Genomic DNA, 20,724 nt, shown 5'->3' with positions numbered 1-20,724 from the left:
TGTGGTTAATTCTTTACGTAATTATGACTGCAACGGATGCGGCGCCAGCTAATAAATTAATAACCTGGATGATGCTTTATAACACAGTCGTTCTGTACCTCTGTTATGCCTGTCTACTCTTTTACCGGCATTGCGAATAATTTTTGATGACTGCACCAGGGAATAAAAGGAAGAGTGCCCATTCCGGGCATTCGGGTCTATCACCTTTAATCAGCTCATAAGGATGTATATGAAACGTCTTAATAAAATCTCATTAGGGATGGCGTTCCTGCTCGCCTCGGCTTCAACGCTGGCCTACGACGGGACGGTAAATTTTAATGGTGAAGTTATTGATAATACCTGTGTAGTTTCACTGGGCGACAGCGGCAATAGCCTGATAGTCCCTATGGGTTCGGTAAATAAAAGCAGCTTTACCGGTAAAGGCTCCATCGCCTCAACCACTCAGTTTGTTCTGACCCTGACCGATTGCCCGGCGGTTAACGCACGCGTGAAGTTTGATGGCCCTACCTATGATGGCGATCAGGATGTGCTGGCGCTTAATGCTGGCGCGGGCGTGGCATCGGGCGTTGGTATTCAGCTTTACGATCAGAACATGACCAAACTGCCGCTGTTTACCGCCTCCAGTCCCTATGAGCTGCAGGAAAAGGTGGCTAACAACCTGAAGTTTTATGCCAGCTACATCGCGACGTCTGCAAGCGTTTCGCCTGGCCCGGCTAACGCCGTTGCCACCTTCACCATGAATTATAATTAATCCAACCTGCAATGGGTCGGCTCAGGCCCATTGCTTCTTGCAGGGATAGCCGGAATGTATAAATGGATTTTTGGCTGGTTGCTTATGCTGGTGCTGCTGAATAGCACTGCGACAGCAGGGGTTATCGTAGGCGGTACGCGGATTATTTTCCACGGCGCAAAAAAAGAGACCGCCATTAGCGTAACCAATCCAGATAACAGCGTCTGGTTAATTCAGTCCTGGGTTGAAAGCCCTGATAAAAGCAAAGCCCCCTTTATCTTCTCGCCACCGCTTTTTCGCCTCGATAGCCAGCAAAAGAACGTGTTACGCCTGATCTATACCGGCGCGCCATTACCGCAGGATCGGGAAAGCCTGTTCTGGGCCAATATAAAATCGATCCCCAGCGCGGCAGACGATGAGAACGTCTTACAGATTGCGATTAAAACGCAGATCAAACTTATCTGGCGTCCCGTTGCCCTGGAAAAAACAGTTACCCGTGCTGAGATGGCCAGACTTAGCTGGCGCTGGCAGCAGGGAAAACTGCAGGTATTCAACCCCACGCCCTATTACATGAACTTCCATTCACTTGAGGTTAATGGCAACGCGATTGCCGGGCCGGAATGGGTCGCGCCCTTTGCCAATAAACAGTACGCCTTACCGCAGCCGGCGCGCTCCGGAAAAGTAAGCTGGCGGCTGATAAATGATTATGGCGCGATCACCCAACCCTTTGAGGCGACCTATTCACCACACAGCCAGTAAAAGAACGACGCTGTCGTTAAGGAAAAGAATATGGCGGAGGGAAAATTACGCCACTTATTATTGCCGTGCATGATTACGGCGGTTATTCAGACCAACAGCAGCTATGCCGTCACCTTTAATCCGGCGCTGCTGGAGCGCCACGGGCTGGATAACGAAGCGGTGGATCTCTCCGCTTTTGAGAACAACCTGCTGCCACCCGGCACCTATCGGGTTGAGGTTGTGGTAAATAACCAGCCGCAGGAGACGCGTGACGTGACCTTTCGTTGGTCAGACTCACAGGATCTGATGCCCTGCCTGAGCGTGGACGATCTGGCACGCTACGACGTGAACATTGCGCGTTACCCGGAGCTGCAGCAGAGCGACGGCTGCGCCGATCTGACGCTGATTCATGATGCGGCGGCGCGGCTGGATGTTAACGCCCAGCGCCTGCTGCTAAGCATTCCGCAGGCGGCGTTACAGTACCAGGCGCGAGAGACAGTGCCGCCGGAGCAGTGGGATAACGGCATCAATGCACTGCTGCTTAACTACCGCTTCAGCGGCGCGCACAGCGAAGCGCTGGAAGCGCATCACCACAACAGCGACAGCCAGTTTTTGAGCCTGCGTCCCGGCCTTAACATCGGGCCGTGGCGGGTGCGCAACTACAGCACCTGGTCGCGCAGCCGCCACCGGCAGGGCGACTGGAACAACCTTTATACCCTGGCGCAGCGCGAGATTGTGCCGCTACAGGCACAGCTTACGCTGGGAGAGAGCAGCTCCCCCAGCGACATGTATGACAGCGTTAACTTTCGCGGCGTACAGCTGGCGTCGGATGAGGATATGCTGCCGGACAGCCTGAGAGGCTATGCGCCGGTGGTACGCGGCATCGCCCGCAGCCACGCGCAGGTTAACGTTTATCAGAACGGTCAGATCATCTATCAGACCTACGTCGCGCCCGGTGCCTTCGCCATTGCCGATATCTATCCTACCGGCGGCAGCGGCGATTTGACCGTTATCATTAATGAAGCGGACGGCAGCGAACAACAGCTGGTGGTGCCTTTTGCCTCGGTGCCGGTGTTACAGCGTGAAGGACACATTAAATACAGCATCACCGGCGGCGAGTACCGTGGCTACGGCAACCACCACGGCGGCGATCTCTTTTTCCAGGCGACCGGCATCATCGGCCTGCCGCAGGCATTTACGCTCTATGGCGGCACGCAGCAGGCGGAGAACTATCGCTCGCTGGTGGCGGGCGTTGGGAAAAATCTTGGCTCGCTGGGGGCGCTCTCGCTGGATGCCACGCTGGCGCATAGCCAGCCTGCCCATCAGGATCGATCGCAGGGGCACGCCTGGCGGCTGCGCTATGGCAAAAACTTTATCAACACCGGCACCAGCGTGGCGCTGGCGGGCTACCGCTATGCCACCAGTGGTTTTTACAGCCTGAACGATGTCATGGAGAGCGATACGCGCGATCGCCTGTGGCAGTGGGATCGTCGGCGACAGCGGGCCGAGCTGACGCTTACCCAGAGCCTGTGGCCGGGAGCCGGGTCGCTTACGCTCAGTGCGATCAAGGAAGAGTACCGGGATAACCAGCATCAGACGCGCTCCCTGAACCTTGGCTATAACAACAGCTGGCAGGGCATTAGCGTCAGCCTGAACTACAGCTATAACCGTAACACCTTCAATCCCGCCTGGCGCGTCAAAAGTGCGCGCGAAGATCAGGTACTGGCGTTATCGCTTAGCGTACCGCTCAGCCGCTGGGCAGACCACACCTGGGCCAACTATCAGATGAACAGCGCCCGCCACGGCAGCAGCAGCCACTCGGCCGGACTGAGCGGCACCGCGCTTGCTGACCATAACCTGAGCTGGAGCCTGCGCCAGGGCTACACCAGCCGCAACGAAGGCAGCAGCGGCAGCGGTGAGATCGATTTTCGCGGCACTTATGGCGAAGCGGATGCGGGCTACGCCTGGGATCGCCATAGCCGACGTCTGAGCTACGGCCTGAGCGGCGCGCTGGTGGCGCATCGGGATGGCATCACGCTCAGCCAGCCGCTGGGCGAGACGGTGGCGCTGGTCAAAGCGCCGGGCATCGCCAACGCCTCCGTACTTAATCAGACCGGCGTCAGCACTGACTTTCGTGGCTATACGCTGGTGCCTTATCTGCGCGCTTATCGCATAAGCGAGATCATGCTCGATCCGCTGTCGCTACCGGATACGGTTGAGCTACAGCAGACCACGCAACAGGTGGTGCCAACGCGTGGCGCGGTAGTGCGGGCGGATTTCAGCGGCAGAGTGGGCGAGCGCGCCCTGATCACGCTGATCCGGCGTAACGGCCTGCCGGTTCCCTTCGGCGCAACGGTCACGCTTGCCGACGATAGCGGGGACTACAGCAGCATTGTTGGCGATAACGGCGAGGTGTGGCTGAGCGGCCTTTCTGAGCAGGTATCACTACAGGTGAACTGGGGCAGCCGCGCCGGAAGCCAGTGCCGCGCTGATTTTACCCTGCCAGAAGAGAGAGATGACATCGTGACGCAGCTACAGACCATCTGCCAGTAACCGGCGCGAAGAGGAAGATGCCATGAACACGCTAACGAACGTGCTGGTGCTTATCGCAGGCACTGTTACGGCAACCAGCGGCCTGGCCGCAGGCTGCGATATCGGCGCACCTAAAACGCAGCGCATTGCGCTGTCCGACTTGATTATCGATCCTAACCTGCCGCCGGGCAGCCTGCTGGATAGCAAGATCATCAACGTAGCGGGATGGATGGCGCAGAGCTGTAGCGGCAGCGTGCCCTATCACTCTGCCATGACCGGCAGCTGGAGCAGGCCGAGCGCGGTAATGTCGGGAGTTTATGACACCGGCGTGCCGGGCGTCGGCGTTAAAATTACCGACTATCGTTTCTCCGATCGCTTTGTGCCGCTGAGCGCCACGCTGACGCCAGAAGGTGATGCACCGGTGCTGGGTTCCGATATTCAACTGCTGTTTTACCGCACCGGCGATATCACGCCGGGCAGCTTTCCCGGTGGTGAGGTGGCGCACTTCTCGCTGCCGGACAGCAACGGCAACCTCACCAGCGTGCTGAGCCTGCAGCTGGTATCCGGCGATGTACGCATCAAAAGCTGTTATGCCAAAACCCCCAATCAGACGGTGCAGCTGGGAACCATCAGCCGCAGCGCCGCAGTGGGCTACGGCAGCAGCGTGGCGCCTACGGCATTTAAAATTGAGCTGCTGTGCCAGGGCGATCTGCCGGTAAACGTTTCTTTCTCCTCTGCCAGCAGCGTGCCGTCGCCGGAGCCGGGCATAGTGCCGATCGATAACATCCCGGGCGCGGCTACCGGCGTGGCGATTAAGATTATGTATCGCGACGGCAGCCCGCTCTATTTTGATACGCCGCGCACCTATCACAACCAGGGCGAACGGGAGGTTGCCATTCCGCTGCTGGCCGCCTATACGCCGCTTGGCAACAAGGTGACGCCCGGCACGGCACGTGCAGCGATGACGTTTACCATTACGCAGAACTAGGGAAGAGGAACAACGAGGAGGGGAGACTCCACGCCCTGCCAGGCAGGACGCGAAGAAGAGGGCGCATCAGGAGATAAAGTTTTTGCCCTGTTTCAGCACCACATCACAGGCTTTGGTTTTCAGCTTCTCGCCCATCGGCGTATTGCTCAGGCTTTTCAGGTTAAGCTGCTGACCGCTGCCGGTATTTAACAAGCCCATCAGCCCCTGCTGATAATCGGTTTGCTGCGCCTGTTGGGTGGTGTTTTGCAGGCCCAGCTTGCTCAGCACCTGATCCTTGATACTGGTGGCGTTATTTTTAATCACGTTATTCTTCACGCAATATTCCATCACTCCGGCGGCATTGGTCATGCTGGTACTGCTGACCGCCTTATCGCCGCCGTTCAGCAGCCCGGAGAGGGAAGAGAGCGACAGACCATTTTGACTGGTGGTGCTCTGCGTGTTGGTATTGTTCTGCTGGCTAAGCTGCGATGCCGCACTATTCAGCTGATCCTGCCAGCTGGCCGCCAGCGCCGTTCCCGTTGCCATAAGAGAGAGCATGCCCGTTGTCAGCGCCAGGCGCCGTAATGTTGTTTTCATTGCCAACCTCGATTAATTTGGCGCGTCAACCACGGCGCGCCCGCTATCAGCTAGTTGGGACTGCCCACGGCGGCCAGAGTTCCGAAACGCGCGCCATTCGCGGCCTGAAAGGCAGTGAATGAGAATTGTCTGTAGGCTAAGGTGAAATTTTCGGCACTTAGCGCACAGCACAAACAATTGAGGTTGCACAGGTGACAGGTAACGGTATAATCCACAACGTTTTCCGCATCCCTTCCGTGCCGGAGTGGCGAAATCGGTAGACGCAGTTGATTCAAAATCAACCGTAGAAATACGTGCCGGTTCGAGTCCGGCCTTCGGCACCAAAAACAGTGTGGGTAAAGAAAAAACCTACAACCATCAGTATGTTGTACAATGAAGCTGGACGTTGACGGCAATTGAAAAAAAGCCGCATATCCGGCTTTTTTGTTTATAAAGCTTCGGGCCGGATCTTTTCACTCACTTCCTGTTTTGTCAATCTCTCTCCACACAACTTCTGAGCATCTCGACATTGTGTTCAATATAGCTGAGCGTCACCTTAATATCGCGGTGGCCGAGCAGTTTCTGCGTGACATACAGATTTTGCTCTGGTTTCTGCATCAGTTCGGTGGCGACGGTGTGCCGGTAGCGGTGCGGTGAAAAGCGGCTGTGGCAGGCATCGCTGAGTTTGGCAAAGAAATAACTGACCTGATTTTCCGTCATTACTTTGCCCTGCCGTAGCGTCCGCCGACTGAATTGGTTGATATTAAACAACTGCTCGCCTGCCCGCATGCCATGCGTTTCGGCCTCGGCAAGTAAATGTTCCAGATATGGTCGTAGCCGTGAGGCGGTGGGAACAAGATGTTCATCATGGCTTTTACTGCCCTCACTCTGAATAAACAGGGTGTCATAGACCAGATCGACATCTTTGACGCGTAGATGAATAAGCTGGTTCAGACGGATAGCGGTGTAGTTGAACGTTTCGACCATGGCCAGCCAGAACCAGGCCGGATAGAACGGTGAACGGTAGCCTCGCTGTGTATTCTCCTGTTCAATAAAATGGTTCAGTATTTTGCGTGAGGCGAGGATCTGCTCGCGGGACAGGGTTTTCTTTTTCTTGCGGGATTCCCGAAGCGATGTTTTATGAAACGGATTGATAAACTGCTCCAGAAGGCCCTGTTCAATCGCAAAGTTATATAATGCCCGCATATGGCGCATATAGTGATTCCAGCTCACCGGCTTTATACCGCGCACATTTAACAGATAGCTGCGCCACTCCAGTACCGTATGAGGCGTTACTTCGGCGGGCAGGACGTTGCGCCAGTGGGTAAACTGATTTACCGCCGTGCGATAGCAGTCCTGGGTATCAGGGCGCAATAGTCGGGCAAAAAAATACTCTTCCAGGAGTTTTTCAAAGGTCATTTGCATCTTTTCCTTCACTGAGCAAGAGATGAGGGTTATTGAAGGGAATGTCATCTCCAAAAAGCGGCGTGGGATCGTCAAGAAGATATCCCTTCAGACGTGAGCTACGGCGCGGACCGACAACGGCGCAGTGCCAGATGTTGAGGCCGTTTTTTCTTTTTCGGTGAAGGTGCAGATTCTGAAATCCTTTCTGTACTTCCCGCCAGCGCTCCGCAGGTTCATTCTGGCTACAGGCGTCCAGCCAGAGTTTAAAAATACCGGGAGTGACCAGAAACGCCGTCCCGGCGACGGTGTGGATCCGGGCGTTGGGTTCGTTTATTTTCAGATGCTGCGCCCGGCAGTTATCAACCAGCCACTGCCAGAATGTTTCGCCCGAAAATGGCGTGTCATCTGGTTCGGTGGGTGATTGTTCCACAGGTGCGTCTCCTGAAACTACGGCTTCTGTCTCTTTTAGCGCTTCCGTTAACGGCGTAACTGTTCCACTAAAGATTGCAGGACGTTGCTGTGGATCCTCCCAAATCAGCGAGGGGGTGAAGCGCAATAGTGTGAGTTCACTGCTCCAGCCTCCGTTGGCTGTAATCCGGCAATGCCAGATAGCCTTGTCTACGCATGGGATCAGTAACTGATGCGCCTGCATCTCATCGAACAGCCGCACGTTATGCTGCGGTACGGCGTCAATCCCAGCCACGCACGGCATCGGCAGCGTTCTTGCTGACCAGCCACAGAGCCTCTTCAGTCAGCCAGCCGTCAGAGCCGCCGTTCGGGTTATTGAGCCTGAATTCATGCCCCAGCAGGTCGCGCAGGGCGGCGATTATTTGCTGCGGCAGCGAGGTTTGCGGGCGATGAATGGCCTTGACCGGATCGCCACCGAGATTAAACGCCACCGATGCCCGGTCGGCTTTCTGCACCAGTTCACCCGCCAGCCCGGCATATTGATACTGTCCGTTCAGGCAGTGCAGCAGAGTGGACAACGCAGCGGCGTCGGCGGCGAGCCAGTCGAGGTTTTCCGGCGGGAGAAGTTGGGTAAGCAGAAGGGCTGCCGCTGCCGGATGGCGCAGATAATCACGTTGCGGCAAATAGCGGAACCGATAAGCCTGGACCAGCGGACCATGCCATGGAAACCAGCGTTGCCCGCTGGCATCTTCCACCTCAATATCGGTGACAAGTTTGCCCACATCGTGCAGCAGAGCAGCGTAGATGATGACCGTTGTCCAGCGTTCGGACTGAGCGGCCTGATCTTCCGGTGCTGCATCAGGCGGGAAAAGATAACTCTGCCGCAGCCGTGCGGCATAACAGGCGGCTTCGAGGCTGTGATCGAGCAGACCGCCTGCATGGGCATGATGGTGGTTTTCCGAGGCGGGGAATGACTGCGCCAGTTCCGCAAAGCGGTGGAGCGGCGTTAACCAGAAGCGTTCAAATAGCGAGGCAGGAAGCGCGGTGCTCTGGCGAATAAACTGGATAAGCTGCTGGCGCGATGAGACAGCCAGTAGTGTTTGCGAAGATTCAGGTTGCAGCCATCCCTCCGTGGCGCTCGGCTTGCCGTCGGATGGTGTGGTTACTGGTTTTTTGCGCGTCAGCCATATCCGCATAATGGCCCTTTATACCCAATGGATTTTGGGTTGCAGGAAAGCCAATGCATCTGCAACCCGAAAGAAGAAGGGAAGCCCCTTTTTCGGGTAAGCCCGTTACCCCTTCACACTCTTCCCCTTAACCTTTAGGATTTTGCCTTTTGGTGCCGCCAGATTTGGGACGAAATTGTTTATTGGGCCGCGCAAATTTATTGGAGTAAAGAAAAACGGCGGAGCAGGGATGCTCCGCCGTGAATATGAAGATCATGCGCTCAGCGCTAACGGCTGCTGCGCCCGTTCAAGCAGGTATTCGCAGGCATTACGCGCTAATCCGCTGGCACGGAAAATCGCTTTTTTGTCCTGCTGTAACACCTTCAGCCACGATGCGATGTAGCTGTCATGCTGTAGCTTCGCCTGAATACCAACATGGGCGCAGAGAAATGCAGACCCCATTTCGGCGACGAGTTCTTCAAAACTATACGTCGGATCGCCAAAGGTATGGTTTCCGGCGGTAATGCCGTCCCGACTCAGTCGCGAAGCATGTCCGGTAGCGTGCGTCAGCTCATGCAATAGCGCGCCGTAATAGTCCTCACGCGAAGTGAACTGCTCAGGATGCGGCATGATGATGCAATCGCGTCCCGGCGAGTAATATGCCCGGTTCTGGCGTCGGTGAGTGATCGTCACTGCGCTTTGCCGGGCAACCTGCTCAGCGGCGGCAATGGGATCATTGACCATCACGACAGGTTGCGAGAAGGCTTCCGGCAGTCCTTCGCATTGCTGAAGGTTGAACAACCGGAACTCGCGTACCACAGCGTAAGACGTCACTTTGGGGTTGCCGTCAGCATCAAGAACCGTGTTCCCATTGCTGTCCACAACCTCGCGCTGCTGGGGCAGATAGAACACGGCCAGTGTCGATTTTTCGCCTTTGCGGATATTACCGCCCGCATTGCGAATTTGTGTGAAGGTCAGCCAGCGATCGCTCTCGTATCCCTGCCGTTCAGCACTGTTCCAGAGCAGAGGAATATTGATGCCGTGATACAACCGCCCGGATAAGGCATTCATCGGCACCACCGGTTCTCCTTCCCGCCATGGTCGAACCCAGGGGATCACGCCTTTCTCCAGCGCGGCGATAATTTTATCGGTGACTTTCTGATAAAGATCGTTGCTTCTGTCCATAAGTTTAACCTCATGATTAAGAAGCCGGGTACAGCGCTCCCGGTCGGGAGTCGCCCGGCACGGGGAGTGAAGGATGCTGAGGCAATCAGCTGGTATGAAGGGCAGTAACCAACAGGTGGTTATCCTCAAGCGTTAAGCGCAGCGGCGTCATCAGCGGTACATTGCTGCTGCCGTCAGGGGGCAAACAGTACAGACCGAAATTAATGCTCTTACGGTCAGGAATAACGCAACCAGCGTAATATGCAGGGTGCGGATATGCGCATCCCGCGCGGCCAGCGCGTGCTTAAAGGCGCTCATCGCCGGCTCCGGCGAATGGCCCAGACGCCATCATGCAGCACAAAGCGTTGTGTGCCGATCCCGAAGTGGGCCAGTTTCAGCTCCAGCGCCCGGTACAGCCAGCTCTCCGGACGCCCGCGCTTCAGCCGCGTCAGCCAGCGTCCACCGCAGAGGATCGCCAGCGCACCGCCGGGCAGAGAGTAGCCGGGGATAAGGCTCCAGTTTCGCCACAGTATTGCCGGAATGGTTCCAGCGATTGCGCCAGTAGCCAGCCCGATAAGCAGCGCTATCAGCAGCTCGCTGACCGTCAGGCCGCGAAACACCGCAGGCTCGCGGTTCAGTCGTTCCGGGAGAAAGGGGATGGTATTCATGGTTTACAGAATGTCCGAGGCCTGATTAAGCAACCAGATGGTGATCACCAGCAATACCGCGCCAACGCCCGCCATTGCGCCCAGGTCTTTCCACTGTTTTCGTCCTGCCTGGATTTCGGAATAGGTGGCGATGCAGTTGTTGGCGACGACCAGAAAGCCAATGGCGCAGATGCCCAGTGTCATCCGGACCACAATGTCGTAACCGTAATTCTGCAATGTTTGCATGATGCCCTCGCCCTGCCCACGGGAGGGATCCTCCATTTTCGGAAGATCGGCGCGGGCAGACAAAACAGGGAACCCCAGCAGCCATCTGAATAGCCATTTTTTCATTGTGCCTCCTGAAGCGGTTAGCTCAGCACCAGCCAGAAGCTGACCAGCAGCAGTAAGATGGTTCGTCCGGCGATGCTGCCCAGCGCCCGCCAGCTTACCCGCGCGGTTGTCACGCCCCGGTAAGCGTCATTCAGCACCCAGACGACCCACAGCAGTAAAAAGGCGCTAAACAGGCCAAGCATGACCAGGTTGACGGCGGCGGGTTTTACCTGGCTGGCAGCCTGGAAAGCGCTGATTTGTTCGGGGGTCATGGCGTGGTTTTCTCCTGACGGTATTGCCCGACCATCGTCATCACATCACGCGGCTGGGCGCGAGCGGGAGTAAGGTAGTGTTTAATCCCGTTACGCAGGATGGTGATATCGCTGTGGATGCGTGGGTAATCGAAATAGTAGCGCTCATTGATGCCGGTTCTGGCGCTTTGCTGTGCGCGGTGGAGCGAGGCTTCGATTTGGTTAAGCTGGTTGAGGGACAGGGTTAGCTCTTCGCGCTCGGTGAGGGGGGCTGCGAGAGCGGGGCTGATTATAAACAGGCTGGCGATAAATGTTGCGATGGTTTGCATAAGCGGTTTTTCTTCAGTTCTGGTTTATAGAGTACCATGCAACGATCTGCATGTAGATTTCAGCCAGAAATTGAAAATACGATTACCAGGTTTATGTTGTGCTGCTTTATCCTCATATACGGTTTCATTTTGTGAGGAATAGGCTATGGATAAAATGTTGGATATAGTGAACGGATGGCTCACTTCTGCTGTGTCTAGCGGTGCATTGCAGATAAAGCAGATTCTTCTCTTTATTTTTATTGCAGGGCCTTTGGCTCTGGTTATCTGGAAAATACGAGGGATTGTCGGATTTTTTAATGAAGTCAGGAACTCCAAATTAAATGAGTTGCAGCGCCTTCTGGATAGCCACGAGCTATCGGATGAAGTGAGCATCTGTATAAAAGATGATATTGAGAGAATAACCAGCCATCGTATGACTGGAATTTCTGATGTCGCCAGAAAAAAAATCATTTTGCGGCTATTTGTAGAAAATAGAGATTTAATATCTATCGGTTTCTTCAAGAAATTCAGGGCGTTTTTGCTGATTAAAGATGGAGCTCTTGTATTCAAGAAAGGATTTTCTTTCTGGTTTGAGAACGTTATGTATATTTTGTTTTCGCTTCAGTTCCTGTCTCTTGCTATTTTATCTTTAATACTTTCTACTTACAGACATGAACAAATTCCTGTTTGGGGACATTTGATATTATATACAGTTGCTGTGGTTATGTTCCTTTTCTTTATTGCTTTTGGGAGAATGATACCTCGGCCTGAGGAATGTAAATTACTAAGTAAGATACTACAGACTCAATATAATAATTCATCTGAATGATTTGTTGATGATGGGGCGAACACATATACTTTTTGAACGCCTCACCCGCCGTAGATACCGTTAGTCCAATTCCCTACCGTTCCCGGCACCAATATATACTCTTGCGTGTAAATAAACTTACTACCAGCCACGCTAACCCCGTTGCTGCCTGGCATGACGATAAATAAATCCGGACTCATGGCTTGCGTCAAAGCACCGCAGGTCCTGACAAACTCGATCTCTTGCGAGGCCAATAGCAATCCTGGTTTTAAGTGCTGGAAGGAAATTGATCCCGGGATTGCTTTGCTGGTTTATAAAAAATGATATAGTTTCACTATTGGAGTAACTATACTAAATTTAATAAACTAGCTCAGCCATTCTGTCATGACCTTTTCCAGTTTCTCCAGCGACTGCACGCGCTTTTCCTCCGACATCCGTCCAATATTGCGCAGCTTCCATTGAACGGCTGGCAAATTCTGAATATGGGTTTCTGGTGCTAAATTCCAGTCAGGCTCCCCTCGTTTAAATGACGTCAGGAAGTCGAAATCTTGTTGAGTGAAATGCGCTTTCAACGCTCTGAGCATTCTTTCCGGGACCTCTCTCAGCGCTTCCAGTGAGACCTCCTCAAAGGTCATGCCGCTGAATTCATTTTGAAAGGGTTCAGTAATATCCTTCCAGCGTGGGCTAAGCACTTCGGACAATGGGCGATTATGGCTAAGCAAATAAGCGATAAAGCCATTGAATATTGCGCGGTCGATTCCTTGTGTATCAAGGAGCATTTTAACGTCGTAGAAATCTCTGGGATGCTGGCGATCTAACGCAGCACACAGCTTGCCGCCGTATAAGTCAGGCAGTGAGACAACCGGGATCGCGGCAAAACCAAATTCTTCCTCCACGGCTTCCACGACGTCGCGTTCTTGCGGTGGATACAATGTTCCCCGGGCTACTGGTGAAACTTCGATTTTAATTTGCGCGTCGTCCGTGGTGGCTATGATACGCATCTCATCTGGATTATTGGTTTGCAGCACTGCGCTGAGCCCCGCTTGTGTTTCCAGTTCACCGGCGATGCGGGTGAGCGCCTCCCGCACGTTGGGTAATGCAACCTCTCTGCTTTCCAGCGGGGTGTAAGCCAGATCGATATCAACGGACAATCGGGGAAAATCACGGATAAATAAGTTGATCGCTGTACCGCCTTTCAGCGCAAAACAGGTCTCGTTAGCGACATAGGGTAATGCTCGCACCAGCAGGGCGACCTGGCGGTAGTAGGGGGAGGTTTTATCCATGGCTTATTCCCTTCTTGGTAAAATTTTCGGGCACGGTAATCTGGTATTGCGTGTCCAGCTTGCCATTAACAACGACTTGTCGGTTTCCCGATCCCAGGTCGATTTTGCTGGTATCCACGCGTTTGAACCATGCATGTTCATAGAAACTGGCGAAAAACAGATACAGGCGCTTGGTTTGTACGGACTGGCTGAGCGTAAGCAGCTTCTCCACTTTACGTGGGTTGAGATTGACCAGCCCCTGAAAAAGCTCGGCAGCGTGCCCAAATGAGATTTCCTGAGGGACTGCGCTTAACAGCTCATAGGCTGCCAGTTCTGGTACGCTGGCGGTTATTTTTTTCCCTTTAACGTCAAGCTCGGTTCGGTACTTCTCATCTAGTTTAGGAAGCTTCAGAGCTGATACTATCAGCCACTCAACGCCGGGAAATTCTTTAAACCATTTGGGTAATATCGTTTTGCTTTCAACGCTAAGCCAGCATTGACTCTGCTTAAGTTGCAGGTAATGGGAACGGCCCTGCCAGGAGAGACTACTCAGTCCGGCCAGATGCACCGGCGCTTCAAGCTGGCTTTGCAGACACCATAGCGCATCACTCCAGTCTGGTTCTCGTCCTGCGCGCGCATAAACGCCAGCCCGCAGTTTTTTCAGCCAGCCACTTTGCGCATATTTAAAGGTCAGAGAAGGCGATATGTTGTTCCGGGTTAGCCAGGATTGCAAAACCAGGCTTCCCGGAGAGGTGTTTTGCAACAGCCAGTTTATTTTTGATGACATAGATTCACTCAGGGTGTAACTATAATAAAAAAAGTAAACTATTTGGCGAGTGAAAAGTCAATGTACGGTGTCTGTCGCAGCATAAATGTTGCCAGCGAGAGTTGTATCAGTTGGGCTGGAAATGATGACATCAGACGTATTTTTTGAAAGATCCGCCCGTCATGGATACCGCCAGCCCAATCCCTGCCGCCGCTGGTATAAACACATACTCTGGCACAAGAAAAATCGGCACCGCCAGCCACACCAGTCCCGTCGCAACCAGGCTGGATGAAATCATACGCCTGGCATGGTGATAAACAAACCCGGACTCATGGCCTGCGCCGAATCGCCGTAAGTCGCGACGTACCAGTCCGTCAATCAGCCCGATGACGATGGTCAGCACAAACAGCGGCAGTGCCTGCAACAAAATCACCAGCCGCAGCAGAAAGGTGAGGGTGACGTTACCCGCAGACAATAACGCGCAGCGGATCACCGTAGTGACCGTCTCTGTCCAGAACAACCCGCTTTGCCCGTTGAGAGAAGCAATCAGCGCTACGATCCCTTGTTGCAGCTTATCACTGACAAGCGCCAGATCTTCTACTAACCACATCGGTGCGCCAGCGGAACTTCTCCACCAGTGCCATGTTGCCTGCAATACCTGTTCACTGTGGCTGGCGCAGTTATTCCGCCAGAAAAACGCTTCGCCCAGCCACTCCAGCGCTATCGCCAGCATCCATGCGCCGAGACAAAAGCCAACCAGCACTCCAGGTAACAATGCGAGCCAGCCAATTAGTCCGGGGCGGCGTGCAGGCGGCGGTGGCGCATGTTCGGACATCAGTGCAGCGGCAGGGTTATATAGCGGCAGAGGAATCGAGCCTCGTGCGCCTCATCCAGTCGTATCTGAAAAATGTCGTGTTCATCCTGTGGTGATGCAGGTTCGCGCCATGCCTGAAAGCCCTGCAAATTCATGCGGGCGATAATCTGATCGGGCATTTCTCCCTGCGTCAGCGCTTCCACCGCCTGTTGCAGGGGAAGAGGCAGCGTTTGCGCAGGCCGCATCACTTCAACGCTTACAAGCTGGCGGTGTGTCCGGGGTATCATCGGTCAGTTTCTCCGTGGTTTCGCTGTCGTTCAGCCATAAAATAGGGTCATTTTTCGCCGTTACAACTGTCTCCGGGCGGTTCCACCATACGGGTATGCTGTCGTACTGTTTTTCCATATAACGGGCGATTTGCGCGATGTTTTCCGGCATCAGCGGATCGTGCGCTGTGTCTGGTAACGGGATGCGTAGTTTCCAGAGCTGACCGCCTTCCAGCAGGGCGAACGCCTGACCTTTAGGGAGCTGAACCAGTGACGCGGGTTCCAGTAGCGGCACCTGTACGCTGCTCACCCGATCCTGGGTATTGCTGGAAAAACCGATGTTGCCCTGAACGTCGGCGCTGTCGGTGACGCCGGAACTGACGCTGTTGCTGAGCACATCCACCTGCGGCAGTTGTCTGGTCAGCAGTTCGGCGGTGGCGGACTCCCGTACCCGCATCATGATCAGGCTGTTGAAGTTGCCAACTACCTGTCCCGCTTTGGCGCGGTCGCCGATGCGGGCTTCGATATCGGAAAGCGTCTGGGTGTAGGCCGTGACTTGTATGCCCGCGCCGCCGCCTTTGTTGATCAGCGGAATAAATTCATCGCCCATCAGTTCGCTGAACTCATCGCAGTGTAGGTTGATTGCCACTTTTTCTTCCGTCTGCGGCAGGCCGTCCATCACACCGTGCTTGTAGATATGCCCGGCGACGCTGACCAGATCGGCAAACATCGAGTTGCCCACGGCGGCGGCAATTTCTGCATCGGATAGCGCATCCAGCCCGACATAGACAATCGCCCGCTGGCGAATCGCCTGCTGCCAGTCAAACACCGGGCGTGGGTCGTTGAGGTTGCCGTAGTCCGGAGCCAGCAGTTGCGCGATTTTCCCGGTGGTCAGCTTTTCCAGAAGCGGCAGTAGAGAGGCGACGATCTTATCGAAATAGGTTTTGTCGTAGCGTACGGCGGAGCGCAGGCCGTCGAGGATCGGGTCATGCAGCCGGGTGGTGGAAAGATATTGTTCCAGTGCCACGACGTAGCTGTCCCGTCCCTGAAGGTTTCGCGGCGTGTTTTTTTCAGTGGTGCCACCGGCAATCCGTACCACGTTGTCCCATGCCTGACGGTCGTGACCGGGCAGAAAGACGCGGGCGTAGTCGATAAACAGTTCGTCGATATTGATAACGTGACGGGCGATACGGGCATAGTCCGGGCGCTGGCCCAGCGCCACCAGGGCGCGGGTAATGATGTTGACGAAGCGCCAGGCAAACTCGCGGAAGGCGGTGGAGTTGCCTTCGGTGGAAAGCTGCCCGGCGATGCGGCTGGCCACTTCTGAGATGCGGCCAAAACTTCCGACGGCGTTGTAGCGGGCGGAAATTTCCGGCCAGCCGAGATGGAACAGCCAGAAGACGCTTTCCCGCCCTGCGCGGTGCGCCTCTGCCCACACGCGACGCAGTAAATCGGCGTCGCCCTTGGGATCGAAAACAATCACCGTGTCGCCACGGCGGATATCCTGGGCAATCAGCAGCTCCGCCAGCCGGGTTTTGCCGACGCGGGTGGTGCCGAGCACCAACGTATGCCCTGGTCGATCGCGCAGCGGCAAGGTGACACGGCCTTCGCGCAGCTCCACGCCATGCAACAGCGGATCGCCGCCGCAGGCGGAAAGACGATCCGTCCGTAGCCAGTGTTCACTCTGTGGCAGGCGACTTAGATACAGCCGCTGGGTATGCGTGGGCAGCCAGCGAAAGCCGCGCCCGAGAAACAGCGCGTCGGGGAACAATGGGATACGGCTCGCGGAGATCGTCCAGAGTGGCAGATGGCACACGCGGCGGCGAAAGCGCAGGATGCGCAGCCCCTGCTTTAGACGTAGGGCCGACAGTGCAAGCAATACCAGCGCCAGCAGACAGCCAGGAAGGGGAGTAAGCAGCAGCGTTTGCGGAGCCGCTACGCACCATACTGCCGCCAGCAGGGCCGCGCTGGCGCTGTAAAGCTCCACTGCCGGGCGCAGGATAAAATCGAGCCTCACGGTTCCAGCCCCTTGTCGGTGATGAGCACCGGATAGGCGCTGATGGGCAGCAGCGTTAATGCTGGAGCGATAGCCCTCAGGGCATTCAACCGCGCCAGCGTGGCGACGTTCACGACCAGCCCGGTGGCGTGCAGGATTCTTAACGCGTCCCGGTGCTGGCGCAGCCATTCTGTGGACAGCGGATCGTCGCCGATTAAAAACAGTGGCGTCATCCCCGGCAGATTGAGTGCCAGACGAGGTTGTTGACCGGGATGCAGATTGTGGGTGACGACCGGCAGTAACCGCGCTTCATCCAGCGCCTGCATGGGAACGGCAGGCCCGGCAATAGCGGCGGCAGCGGCCAACAGCATCGCTGGAATAAGGTATTTCATGACGAGGTCCCTGATGCTGATAGCAACCGGATTTGCTGGCTGATTTTCTGGCGATAAATGGAAGCGGCTTTACCCCCGGCGGGGTGGTGGTAGCGGGCGGCGGCGTCCAGCCAGCTTCCGGGGAATGCGTTGTAGTGCTGACGCAGCAGCAGGGCAGTAACGGTGAGATTGCCCGCGGGATCAAAGCTGGCACACAGCGAGGGAAACCAGTGGCCGTTCCAGCCGAGATTAATCTGTCCCAGCCCGGAGTCGATGCGTTTCAGGCTGTGGGTACGGGCGAAGTCCAGCAATGCCCGGCAGGCTGACGAACGGCTGGGGTAATGGTAGCCGGTTCCGGCAATATTAAGCGTCCACGGCCACGGATGCAGCCCCTGCGCCAGTCGGGTGCCGCTTTCAGCGCGGGCCACCGCGTAAAGCAGTTCAGCCGGAACCCGCTGCTGGCGGGCGATTTGTTCATACAGCGGCGGCACGGCGCAGGCGTGAGTGCTGATAAGCAGGCCGACTGTCAGGGCGCAGAGACGGGATGCCATTGCTCCCCCTGTTGTTCCAGCAATAACGGTAGTTTTCCACCGCCGAGGCGTTGCCAGCGCCCGTTATCGTGATTAAGCGTTATCTGCCCGCGTTCGACTTTGCGCATATCAATATGCTGGCGCTGTGCCCAGCGTTGCAGGATGGCATCGTCGTTACGGCTGTTGATCAGCCAGATGTCCAGTGGGCGGTCGTCGTTGAGAAGCTTCTGCGCCAGCGTCTCGCAGGCCGGGCATTTTTCGCTGACGAACAGCGCCAGCCGTGGCTGGACGATGCTACGGATGGGTGTCAGAGTCGGATAAAGCCGCTTCCATGCCTGGTTGTAAGCACGCTGGAACGCCAGTTCTTTTTCCACCCGCTGATGCTCTTTACGGGCCAGTAGCTCGGCGTAGCGCTGGCGTTCAGCGTCGCTGTTGGCTTCCACGCCGAGGGTGGTTAGGGGATCGAGTCCCGGCGACCAGATGCCGCGCTCGCCCTGCCGCAGTTGCTGGTAGTGCTCCCATTCGCTGTCGTTTAATCCCCACTGCTGTGCCTGAGTGTGGGTGATGGTCTGTTCTTCAATACGGGTTTGCTGGGGGCTGGCAAACAGCGGCAGTAGTAAAAGGCACAGCAACAGGTATCTGCGCATCGGTTTTACTCTCCGGCGTTCAGCGCCAGCCGCTGCCCGCCTTTACGGAAAGTGGCGTAACTGTCGTCCAGTTGCAGCAGTTGCCAGCCCTGCACGCTGTCGCCGGGAGCAACAAGCTGAAGCTGTGAGAGCGAGCGATAGCCGGATGGGGCAATGACGGCGAACTGTCGTCCGGCGCGGAACTCGCTGCTGATAAGAGAAAAAGGGGCCTTTGCGGCCCAAAGCGGAGATGGGGCGGGGCGTTTTGCCTTGGCGCGGCTGCGCGCGGCGGACTGTTGTTGCAGGTGTTGATAACTGGTGCTCAGGGTTCGGACTTGTCCGTCCAGCTCCCTGAACTGCTCGTTAATGGGCTTAAGGCGTTCGGCCTGAGAGCTGGTGGCATCGTTAAGCTGCCTGGCAAGGGCTTCCGTGCGTCCGGTGATATTCTTTATAGCAGCCTGTAGCTGTTGATAATCGCTGTCTGGCTGCGGCTGATCGCGCCACTGAGTTATCTGGCGTTGTGTCTGTTGCTGCGCCAGCGTCAGGGTATTCAGACGGTTAAAGCACCAGAACATCGCCGCCGCCAGCAGCAGGAGAGCAGCGCCAGCAATCAGGTAGGCCAGGCGTTTAAGCATGATGGTCTCCCGTTCCCGACGTGTTCAGGTGAAAACAGACTTCCCGGTTAAGTACATCGGCCTGCATCAGCCAGCCCGGTCCGGCCAGCGTTTTCAGCGCCTCTTCCAGTCGCATCGGGCCGAGCCGGTATTGCGAAAGCGGCAGCGGTTTGCCAGACAGAAACTGCATCGGCGCACAGGCTGTAGCCGCTCTGTTTCAGCAGCTAGGTGAAGGCGTCGCCCACGGTGAGCTTCAGGTTCAGCGGCAGGTTGATGTTGACGACCTGGTGCAACAGGTTGTGCTGAGCTTCGTCGGGGCGGGTGTTAATCAGCAGGTAGCGGTCATAGCGCACGACTTCAGGCGTGGGTGGTGTGGCTGATTTTGGCGTAGGCGCAACGGGCTCTCGGGGCGCGGTGCAGCCGCCCAGCATCAGCAATGTGATAACCCATCCTGTTATTCGCGCCATTGTTTCTCTGAATCTTGTAAGGAATAGCCAGAGGATGCGCAATGGTGGGAAGGCAGACAACGCGAAATTGTTTTTCGGTGAGGAAAAAAAGACGCCCGGAGTGGGCGTCACGATAAAGATTCAGGCTGCATCAGCTTCTGCCTCTGCTTCCTGATTTCCGGCCTGCCAGACGACTTCACCGTCGATTTTGATAAGGCCAATATAGAGCAGTCGGGCTTTCAGGCTGACGCCCGTTTCGCCTTTACGCTCGCCTTTGCTGTAAGTGAACATATCGACGTATAAGTCGCCCAGGCGGAAGTGGATCAGCACTTTGCGCTTTTCATTGACCGCCTGCTCGCAGCGGGCAATCAGCTTACGCGCTTCGCTGCCAGTGACTTTGCAGTCAAAGCGGACATAGTCCACGTCATCGGCAGCCCCGCTTAATGCGGCAATGTCACAGCATAAAAAGGGTTCGCCGCGTTTAGGGGTGACGGTGCAGACACGGTTAACGTAACCCAGACCGCTGGTGTACAGATTGAAGTAAGTTTTCTCGTTCATAGGATCCTCCCGCGTGGCTGAACGCGACGCTTGGTGATATGCAGAGTGCATCGGGTGAAAGGGATGCGCCTGTGTGATGCTGCGCAATTAAAAGGCTATGGAACCGCGCCTTACGGCGGGCAGCTTGCAGGTTCCGGCTACCGGATAAGCAAGGGGATTTAAACGAGGGGAAAGGGAAATTGCGAGGCGATATTCTGTTTTGCTGCACCTTAAATATTGTGTTCCGCACGGAGGCTGTTAAGGTGCAGCGGGCTGAAGGGGCACTGGTCGCGTAGGGTTACGCGCGATTTCTGTCAGCAGTGTAAATCGTCATAGCTGGCGCTTGCGCACAAACGGATCCCGTTGTTATCCGGTGGGCGCCGGAAAAAAGCAGGAGTTCCGGACGGATAGCGAGACGGCTGTCGCCTTGCTATCCGCCCGGAATGATACTGAACAGGAGCGTAAAG

At 55.7% G+C, this 20,724-nt stretch carries 24 protein-coding genes, 1 tRNA gene and 2 pseudogenes; 6 read left to right on the top strand and 21 right to left on the bottom strand.

From position 1 onward, the window contains the following. Nucleotides 1–229 precede the first annotated feature (229 nt). The 4 genes from ACQE3Z_RS17765 to ACQE3Z_RS17750 are packed head-to-tail and all read left to right on the top strand — an operon-like array spanning nt 230 to nt 4,988. Entirely contained in the window at nt 230–751 is a 522-nt protein-coding gene (locus ACQE3Z_RS17765; RefSeq protein ID WP_426974822.1) for a fimbrial protein, read from the top strand. Nucleotides 752–805: 54 nt separating this feature from the next. After that, entirely contained in the window at nt 806–1,489 is a 684-nt protein-coding gene (locus tag ACQE3Z_RS17760) for a fimbrial biogenesis chaperone (RefSeq protein ID WP_426974821.1), read from the top strand. A 30-nt stretch (nt 1,490–1,519) separates the two neighbouring features. After that, on the top strand, nt 1,520–4,021 hold the full coding sequence (locus ACQE3Z_RS17755; RefSeq protein WP_426974820.1) for a fimbria/pilus outer membrane usher protein: 2,502 nt from the start codon (nt 1,520–1,522) through the stop codon (nt 4,019–4,021). Between the two features lie 22 nt (nt 4,022–4,043). Then, entirely contained in the window at nt 4,044–4,988 is a 945-nt protein-coding gene (locus tag ACQE3Z_RS17750) for a fimbrial protein (RefSeq protein ID WP_426974819.1), read from the top strand. A 66-nt stretch (nt 4,989–5,054) separates the two neighbouring features. Here ACQE3Z_RS17750 and ACQE3Z_RS17745 read toward each other — a convergent pair whose 3' ends face one another. Further along, nucleotides 5,055–5,564: a DUF2501 domain-containing protein gene (locus ACQE3Z_RS17745; RefSeq protein WP_426974818.1), complete on the bottom strand. Its 510-nt coding sequence runs from the start codon at nt 5,562–5,564 to the stop codon at nt 5,055–5,057. A 238-nt stretch (nt 5,565–5,802) separates the two neighbouring features. Between ACQE3Z_RS17745 and ACQE3Z_RS17740 the strand changes: the two genes are divergently transcribed. Beyond that, nucleotides 5,803–5,887, top strand: a tRNA-Leu gene (locus tag ACQE3Z_RS17740). A gap of 148 nt (nt 5,888–6,035) precedes the next feature. Here ACQE3Z_RS17740 and ACQE3Z_RS17735 read toward each other — a convergent pair. The 8 genes and pseudogenes from ACQE3Z_RS17735 to ACQE3Z_RS17700 all read right to left on the bottom strand — a co-directional run bounded on the left by ACQE3Z_RS17735 (nt 6,036) and on the right by ACQE3Z_RS17700 (nt 11,242). Further along, complete coding sequence (locus ACQE3Z_RS17735; protein WP_426974817.1) at nt 6,036–6,962, bottom strand: tyrosine-type recombinase/integrase; 927 nt, start codon at nt 6,960–6,962, stop codon at nt 6,036–6,038. Continuing rightward, a pseudogene (gene mobH / locus ACQE3Z_RS17730) lies at nt 6,952–8,551 on the bottom strand (MobH family relaxase). Before mobH ends, ACQE3Z_RS17735 begins: the two are co-directional and overlap by 11 nt. Nucleotides 8,552–8,794: 243 nt before the next feature. Further along, a complete protein-coding gene (locus ACQE3Z_RS17725; RefSeq protein WP_426974816.1) occupies nt 8,795–9,706 on the bottom strand; it encodes an ArdC family protein in 912 nt (303 codons plus the stop codon). 216 nt (nt 9,707–9,922) lie between these two features. Beyond that, nucleotides 9,923–10,003 (bottom strand): annotated as a pseudogene (locus ACQE3Z_RS17720) (PFL_4703 family integrating conjugative element protein); the annotation flags it as partial. Next, nucleotides 10,000–10,353, bottom strand: a complete 354-nt coding sequence (locus ACQE3Z_RS17715; RefSeq protein ID WP_426974815.1) for a TIGR03750 family conjugal transfer protein — start codon at nt 10,351–10,353, stop codon at nt 10,000–10,002. The gene ACQE3Z_RS17715 and the pseudogene ACQE3Z_RS17720, both read right to left, overlap by 4 nt. A 3-nt stretch (nt 10,354–10,356) precedes the next feature. Then, nucleotides 10,357–10,683, bottom strand: a complete 327-nt coding sequence (locus ACQE3Z_RS17710; protein WP_426974814.1) for a TIGR03745 family integrating conjugative element membrane protein — start codon at nt 10,681–10,683, stop codon at nt 10,357–10,359. A 17-nt stretch (nt 10,684–10,700) separates the two neighbouring features. Continuing rightward, a complete protein-coding gene (locus ACQE3Z_RS17705) occupies nt 10,701–10,934 on the bottom strand; it encodes a TIGR03758 family integrating conjugative element protein (RefSeq protein WP_426974813.1) in 234 nt (77 codons plus the stop codon). Then, nucleotides 10,931–11,242, bottom strand: coding sequence for an RAQPRD family integrative conjugative element protein (locus ACQE3Z_RS17700; RefSeq protein ID WP_426974812.1), 312 nt, complete (start codon nt 11,240–11,242; stop codon nt 10,931–10,933). Before ACQE3Z_RS17700 ends, ACQE3Z_RS17705 begins: the two co-directional genes overlap by 4 nt. A gap of 145 nt (nt 11,243–11,387) precedes the next feature. On the opposite strand from ACQE3Z_RS17700, the gene ACQE3Z_RS17695 reads away from it, so the two are divergent. Further along, entirely contained in the window at nt 11,388–12,050 is a 663-nt protein-coding gene (locus tag ACQE3Z_RS17695; RefSeq protein ID WP_426974811.1) for a hypothetical protein, read from the top strand. Nucleotides 12,051–12,394: 344 nt separating this feature from the next. Here the strand turns inward: ACQE3Z_RS17695 and ACQE3Z_RS17690 are convergent, their stop codons facing one another. From ACQE3Z_RS17690 to ACQE3Z_RS17635, 12 genes are all read right to left on the bottom strand, one after another. Further along, on the bottom strand, nt 12,395–13,312 hold the full coding sequence (locus ACQE3Z_RS17690) for a nucleotidyl transferase AbiEii/AbiGii toxin family protein (protein ID WP_426974810.1): 918 nt from the start codon (nt 13,310–13,312) through the stop codon (nt 12,395–12,397). Further along, the gene (locus ACQE3Z_RS17685; RefSeq protein ID WP_426974809.1) at nt 13,305–14,078 is read right to left on the bottom strand and encodes a type IV toxin-antitoxin system AbiEi family antitoxin; all 774 of its coding nucleotides are present in this window, start codon (nt 14,076–14,078) and stop codon (nt 13,305–13,307) included. The genes ACQE3Z_RS17690 and ACQE3Z_RS17685 overlap by 8 nt, the downstream gene beginning before the upstream one ends. A 130-nt stretch (nt 14,079–14,208) precedes the next feature. After that, on the bottom strand, nt 14,209–14,892 hold the full coding sequence (locus ACQE3Z_RS17680; protein ID WP_426974808.1) for a TIGR03747 family integrating conjugative element membrane protein: 684 nt from the start codon (nt 14,890–14,892) through the stop codon (nt 14,209–14,211). Further along, nucleotides 14,892–15,158, bottom strand: coding sequence for a hypothetical protein (locus ACQE3Z_RS17675; protein ID WP_426974807.1), 267 nt, complete (start codon nt 15,156–15,158; stop codon nt 14,892–14,894). The genes ACQE3Z_RS17680 and ACQE3Z_RS17675 overlap by 1 nt, the downstream gene beginning before the upstream one ends. After that, entirely contained in the window at nt 15,121–17,154 is a 2,034-nt protein-coding gene (gene traD / locus ACQE3Z_RS17670) for a type IV conjugative transfer system coupling protein TraD (protein WP_426974806.1), read from the bottom strand. The genes ACQE3Z_RS17675 and traD overlap by 38 nt, the downstream gene beginning before the upstream one ends. After that, nucleotides 17,151–17,525 carry an integrating conjugative element protein gene (locus ACQE3Z_RS17665; RefSeq protein WP_426974805.1) on the bottom strand — a complete coding sequence of 125 codons (375 nt, stop codon included), beginning with the start codon at nt 17,523–17,525 and terminating at the stop codon, nt 17,151–17,153. The genes traD and ACQE3Z_RS17665 overlap by 4 nt, the downstream gene beginning before the upstream one ends. Continuing rightward, complete coding sequence (locus ACQE3Z_RS17660; RefSeq protein ID WP_426974803.1) at nt 17,522–18,055, bottom strand: transglycosylase; 534 nt, start codon at nt 18,053–18,055, stop codon at nt 17,522–17,524. Before ACQE3Z_RS17660 ends, ACQE3Z_RS17665 begins: the two co-directional genes overlap by 4 nt. After that, nucleotides 18,031–18,681 carry a TIGR03759 family integrating conjugative element protein gene (locus ACQE3Z_RS17655; RefSeq protein WP_426974802.1) on the bottom strand — a complete coding sequence of 217 codons (651 nt, stop codon included), beginning with the start codon at nt 18,679–18,681 and terminating at the stop codon, nt 18,031–18,033. The genes ACQE3Z_RS17660 and ACQE3Z_RS17655 overlap by 25 nt, the downstream gene beginning before the upstream one ends. 5 nt (nt 18,682–18,686) lie before the next feature. Beyond that, the gene (locus tag ACQE3Z_RS17650; protein WP_426974801.1) at nt 18,687–19,295 is read right to left on the bottom strand and encodes a hypothetical protein; all 609 of its coding nucleotides are present in this window, start codon (nt 19,293–19,295) and stop codon (nt 18,687–18,689) included. Next, nucleotides 19,288–19,464 (bottom strand): hypothetical protein, encoded by a 177-nt coding sequence (locus ACQE3Z_RS17645; protein WP_426974800.1) that lies wholly within the window; start codon nt 19,462–19,464, stop codon nt 19,288–19,290. Before ACQE3Z_RS17645 ends, ACQE3Z_RS17650 begins: the two co-directional genes overlap by 8 nt. Nucleotides 19,465–19,498: 34 nt before the next feature. Beyond that, nucleotides 19,499–19,852, bottom strand: coding sequence for a hypothetical protein (locus tag ACQE3Z_RS17640; protein WP_426974799.1), 354 nt, complete (start codon nt 19,850–19,852; stop codon nt 19,499–19,501). 9 nt (nt 19,853–19,861) lie between these two features. Next, nucleotides 19,862–20,278, bottom strand: coding sequence for an STY4534 family ICE replication protein (locus ACQE3Z_RS17635; RefSeq protein ID WP_426974798.1), 417 nt, complete (start codon nt 20,276–20,278; stop codon nt 19,862–19,864). Nucleotides 20,279–20,724: the final 446 nt, after the last annotated feature.

This window comes from Pantoea sp. FN0307, assembly GCF_050113815.1.
GTDB classification, from domain to species: Bacteria; Pseudomonadota; Gammaproteobacteria; order Enterobacterales; family Enterobacteriaceae; genus Mixta; species Mixta alhagi.
Note: the sequence above shows the minus strand (reverse complement) of the source record. Positions and strands in the feature narration are given on the sequence as shown.

What these genes read in the sequence shown, in the direction of transcription:
- ACQE3Z_RS17765 (WP_426974822.1), top strand. Translation starts at nt 230, where the DNA reads ATGAAACGTCTTAATAAAATCTCATTAGGGATGGCGTTCCTGCTCGCC.
- ACQE3Z_RS17760 (WP_426974821.1), top strand. Translation starts at nt 806, where the DNA reads ATGTATAAATGGATTTTTGGCTGGTTGCTTATGCTGGTGCTGCTGAAT.
- ACQE3Z_RS17755 (WP_426974820.1), top strand. Translation starts at nt 1,520, where the DNA reads ATGGCGGAGGGAAAATTACGCCACTTATTATTGCCGTGCATGATTACG.
- ACQE3Z_RS17750 (WP_426974819.1), top strand. Translation starts at nt 4,044, where the DNA reads ATGAACACGCTAACGAACGTGCTGGTGCTTATCGCAGGCACTGTTACG.
- ACQE3Z_RS17745 (WP_426974818.1), bottom strand. Translation starts at nt 5,564, where the DNA reads ATGAAAACAACATTACGGCGCCTGGCGCTGACAACGGGCATGCTCTCT.
- ACQE3Z_RS17735 (WP_426974817.1), bottom strand. Translation starts at nt 6,962, where the DNA reads ATGACCTTTGAAAAACTCCTGGAAGAGTATTTTTTTGCCCGACTATTG.
- ACQE3Z_RS17725 (WP_426974816.1), bottom strand. Translation starts at nt 9,706, where the DNA reads ATGGACAGAAGCAACGATCTTTATCAGAAAGTCACCGATAAAATTATC.
- ACQE3Z_RS17715 (WP_426974815.1), bottom strand. Translation starts at nt 10,353, where the DNA reads ATGAATACCATCCCCTTTCTCCCGGAACGACTGAACCGCGAGCCTGCG.
- ACQE3Z_RS17710 (WP_426974814.1), bottom strand. Translation starts at nt 10,683, where the DNA reads ATGAAAAAATGGCTATTCAGATGGCTGCTGGGGTTCCCTGTTTTGTCT.
- ACQE3Z_RS17705 (WP_426974813.1), bottom strand. Translation starts at nt 10,934, where the DNA reads ATGACCCCCGAACAAATCAGCGCTTTCCAGGCTGCCAGCCAGGTAAAA.
- ACQE3Z_RS17700 (WP_426974812.1), bottom strand. Translation starts at nt 11,242, where the DNA reads ATGCAAACCATCGCAACATTTATCGCCAGCCTGTTTATAATCAGCCCC.
- ACQE3Z_RS17695 (WP_426974811.1), top strand. Translation starts at nt 11,388, where the DNA reads ATGGATAAAATGTTGGATATAGTGAACGGATGGCTCACTTCTGCTGTG.
- ACQE3Z_RS17690 (WP_426974810.1), bottom strand. Translation starts at nt 13,312, where the DNA reads ATGGATAAAACCTCCCCCTACTACCGCCAGGTCGCCCTGCTGGTGCGA.
- ACQE3Z_RS17685 (WP_426974809.1), bottom strand. Translation starts at nt 14,078, where the DNA reads ATGTCATCAAAAATAAACTGGCTGTTGCAAAACACCTCTCCGGGAAGC.
- ACQE3Z_RS17680 (WP_426974808.1), bottom strand. Translation starts at nt 14,892, where the DNA reads ATGTCCGAACATGCGCCACCGCCGCCTGCACGCCGCCCCGGACTAATT.
- ACQE3Z_RS17675 (WP_426974807.1), bottom strand. Translation starts at nt 15,158, where the DNA reads ATGATACCCCGGACACACCGCCAGCTTGTAAGCGTTGAAGTGATGCGG.
- ACQE3Z_RS17665 (WP_426974805.1), bottom strand. Translation starts at nt 17,525, where the DNA reads ATGAAATACCTTATTCCAGCGATGCTGTTGGCCGCTGCCGCCGCTATT.
- ACQE3Z_RS17660 (WP_426974803.1), bottom strand. Translation starts at nt 18,055, where the DNA reads ATGGCATCCCGTCTCTGCGCCCTGACAGTCGGCCTGCTTATCAGCACT.
- ACQE3Z_RS17655 (WP_426974802.1), bottom strand. Translation starts at nt 18,681, where the DNA reads ATGCGCAGATACCTGTTGCTGTGCCTTTTACTACTGCCGCTGTTTGCC.
- ACQE3Z_RS17650 (WP_426974801.1), bottom strand. Translation starts at nt 19,295, where the DNA reads ATGCTTAAACGCCTGGCCTACCTGATTGCTGGCGCTGCTCTCCTGCTG.
- ACQE3Z_RS17645 (WP_426974800.1), bottom strand. Translation starts at nt 19,464, where the DNA reads ATGCAGTTTCTGTCTGGCAAACCGCTGCCGCTTTCGCAATACCGGCTC.
- ACQE3Z_RS17635 (WP_426974798.1), bottom strand. Translation starts at nt 20,278, where the DNA reads ATGAACGAGAAAACTTACTTCAATCTGTACACCAGCGGTCTGGGTTAC.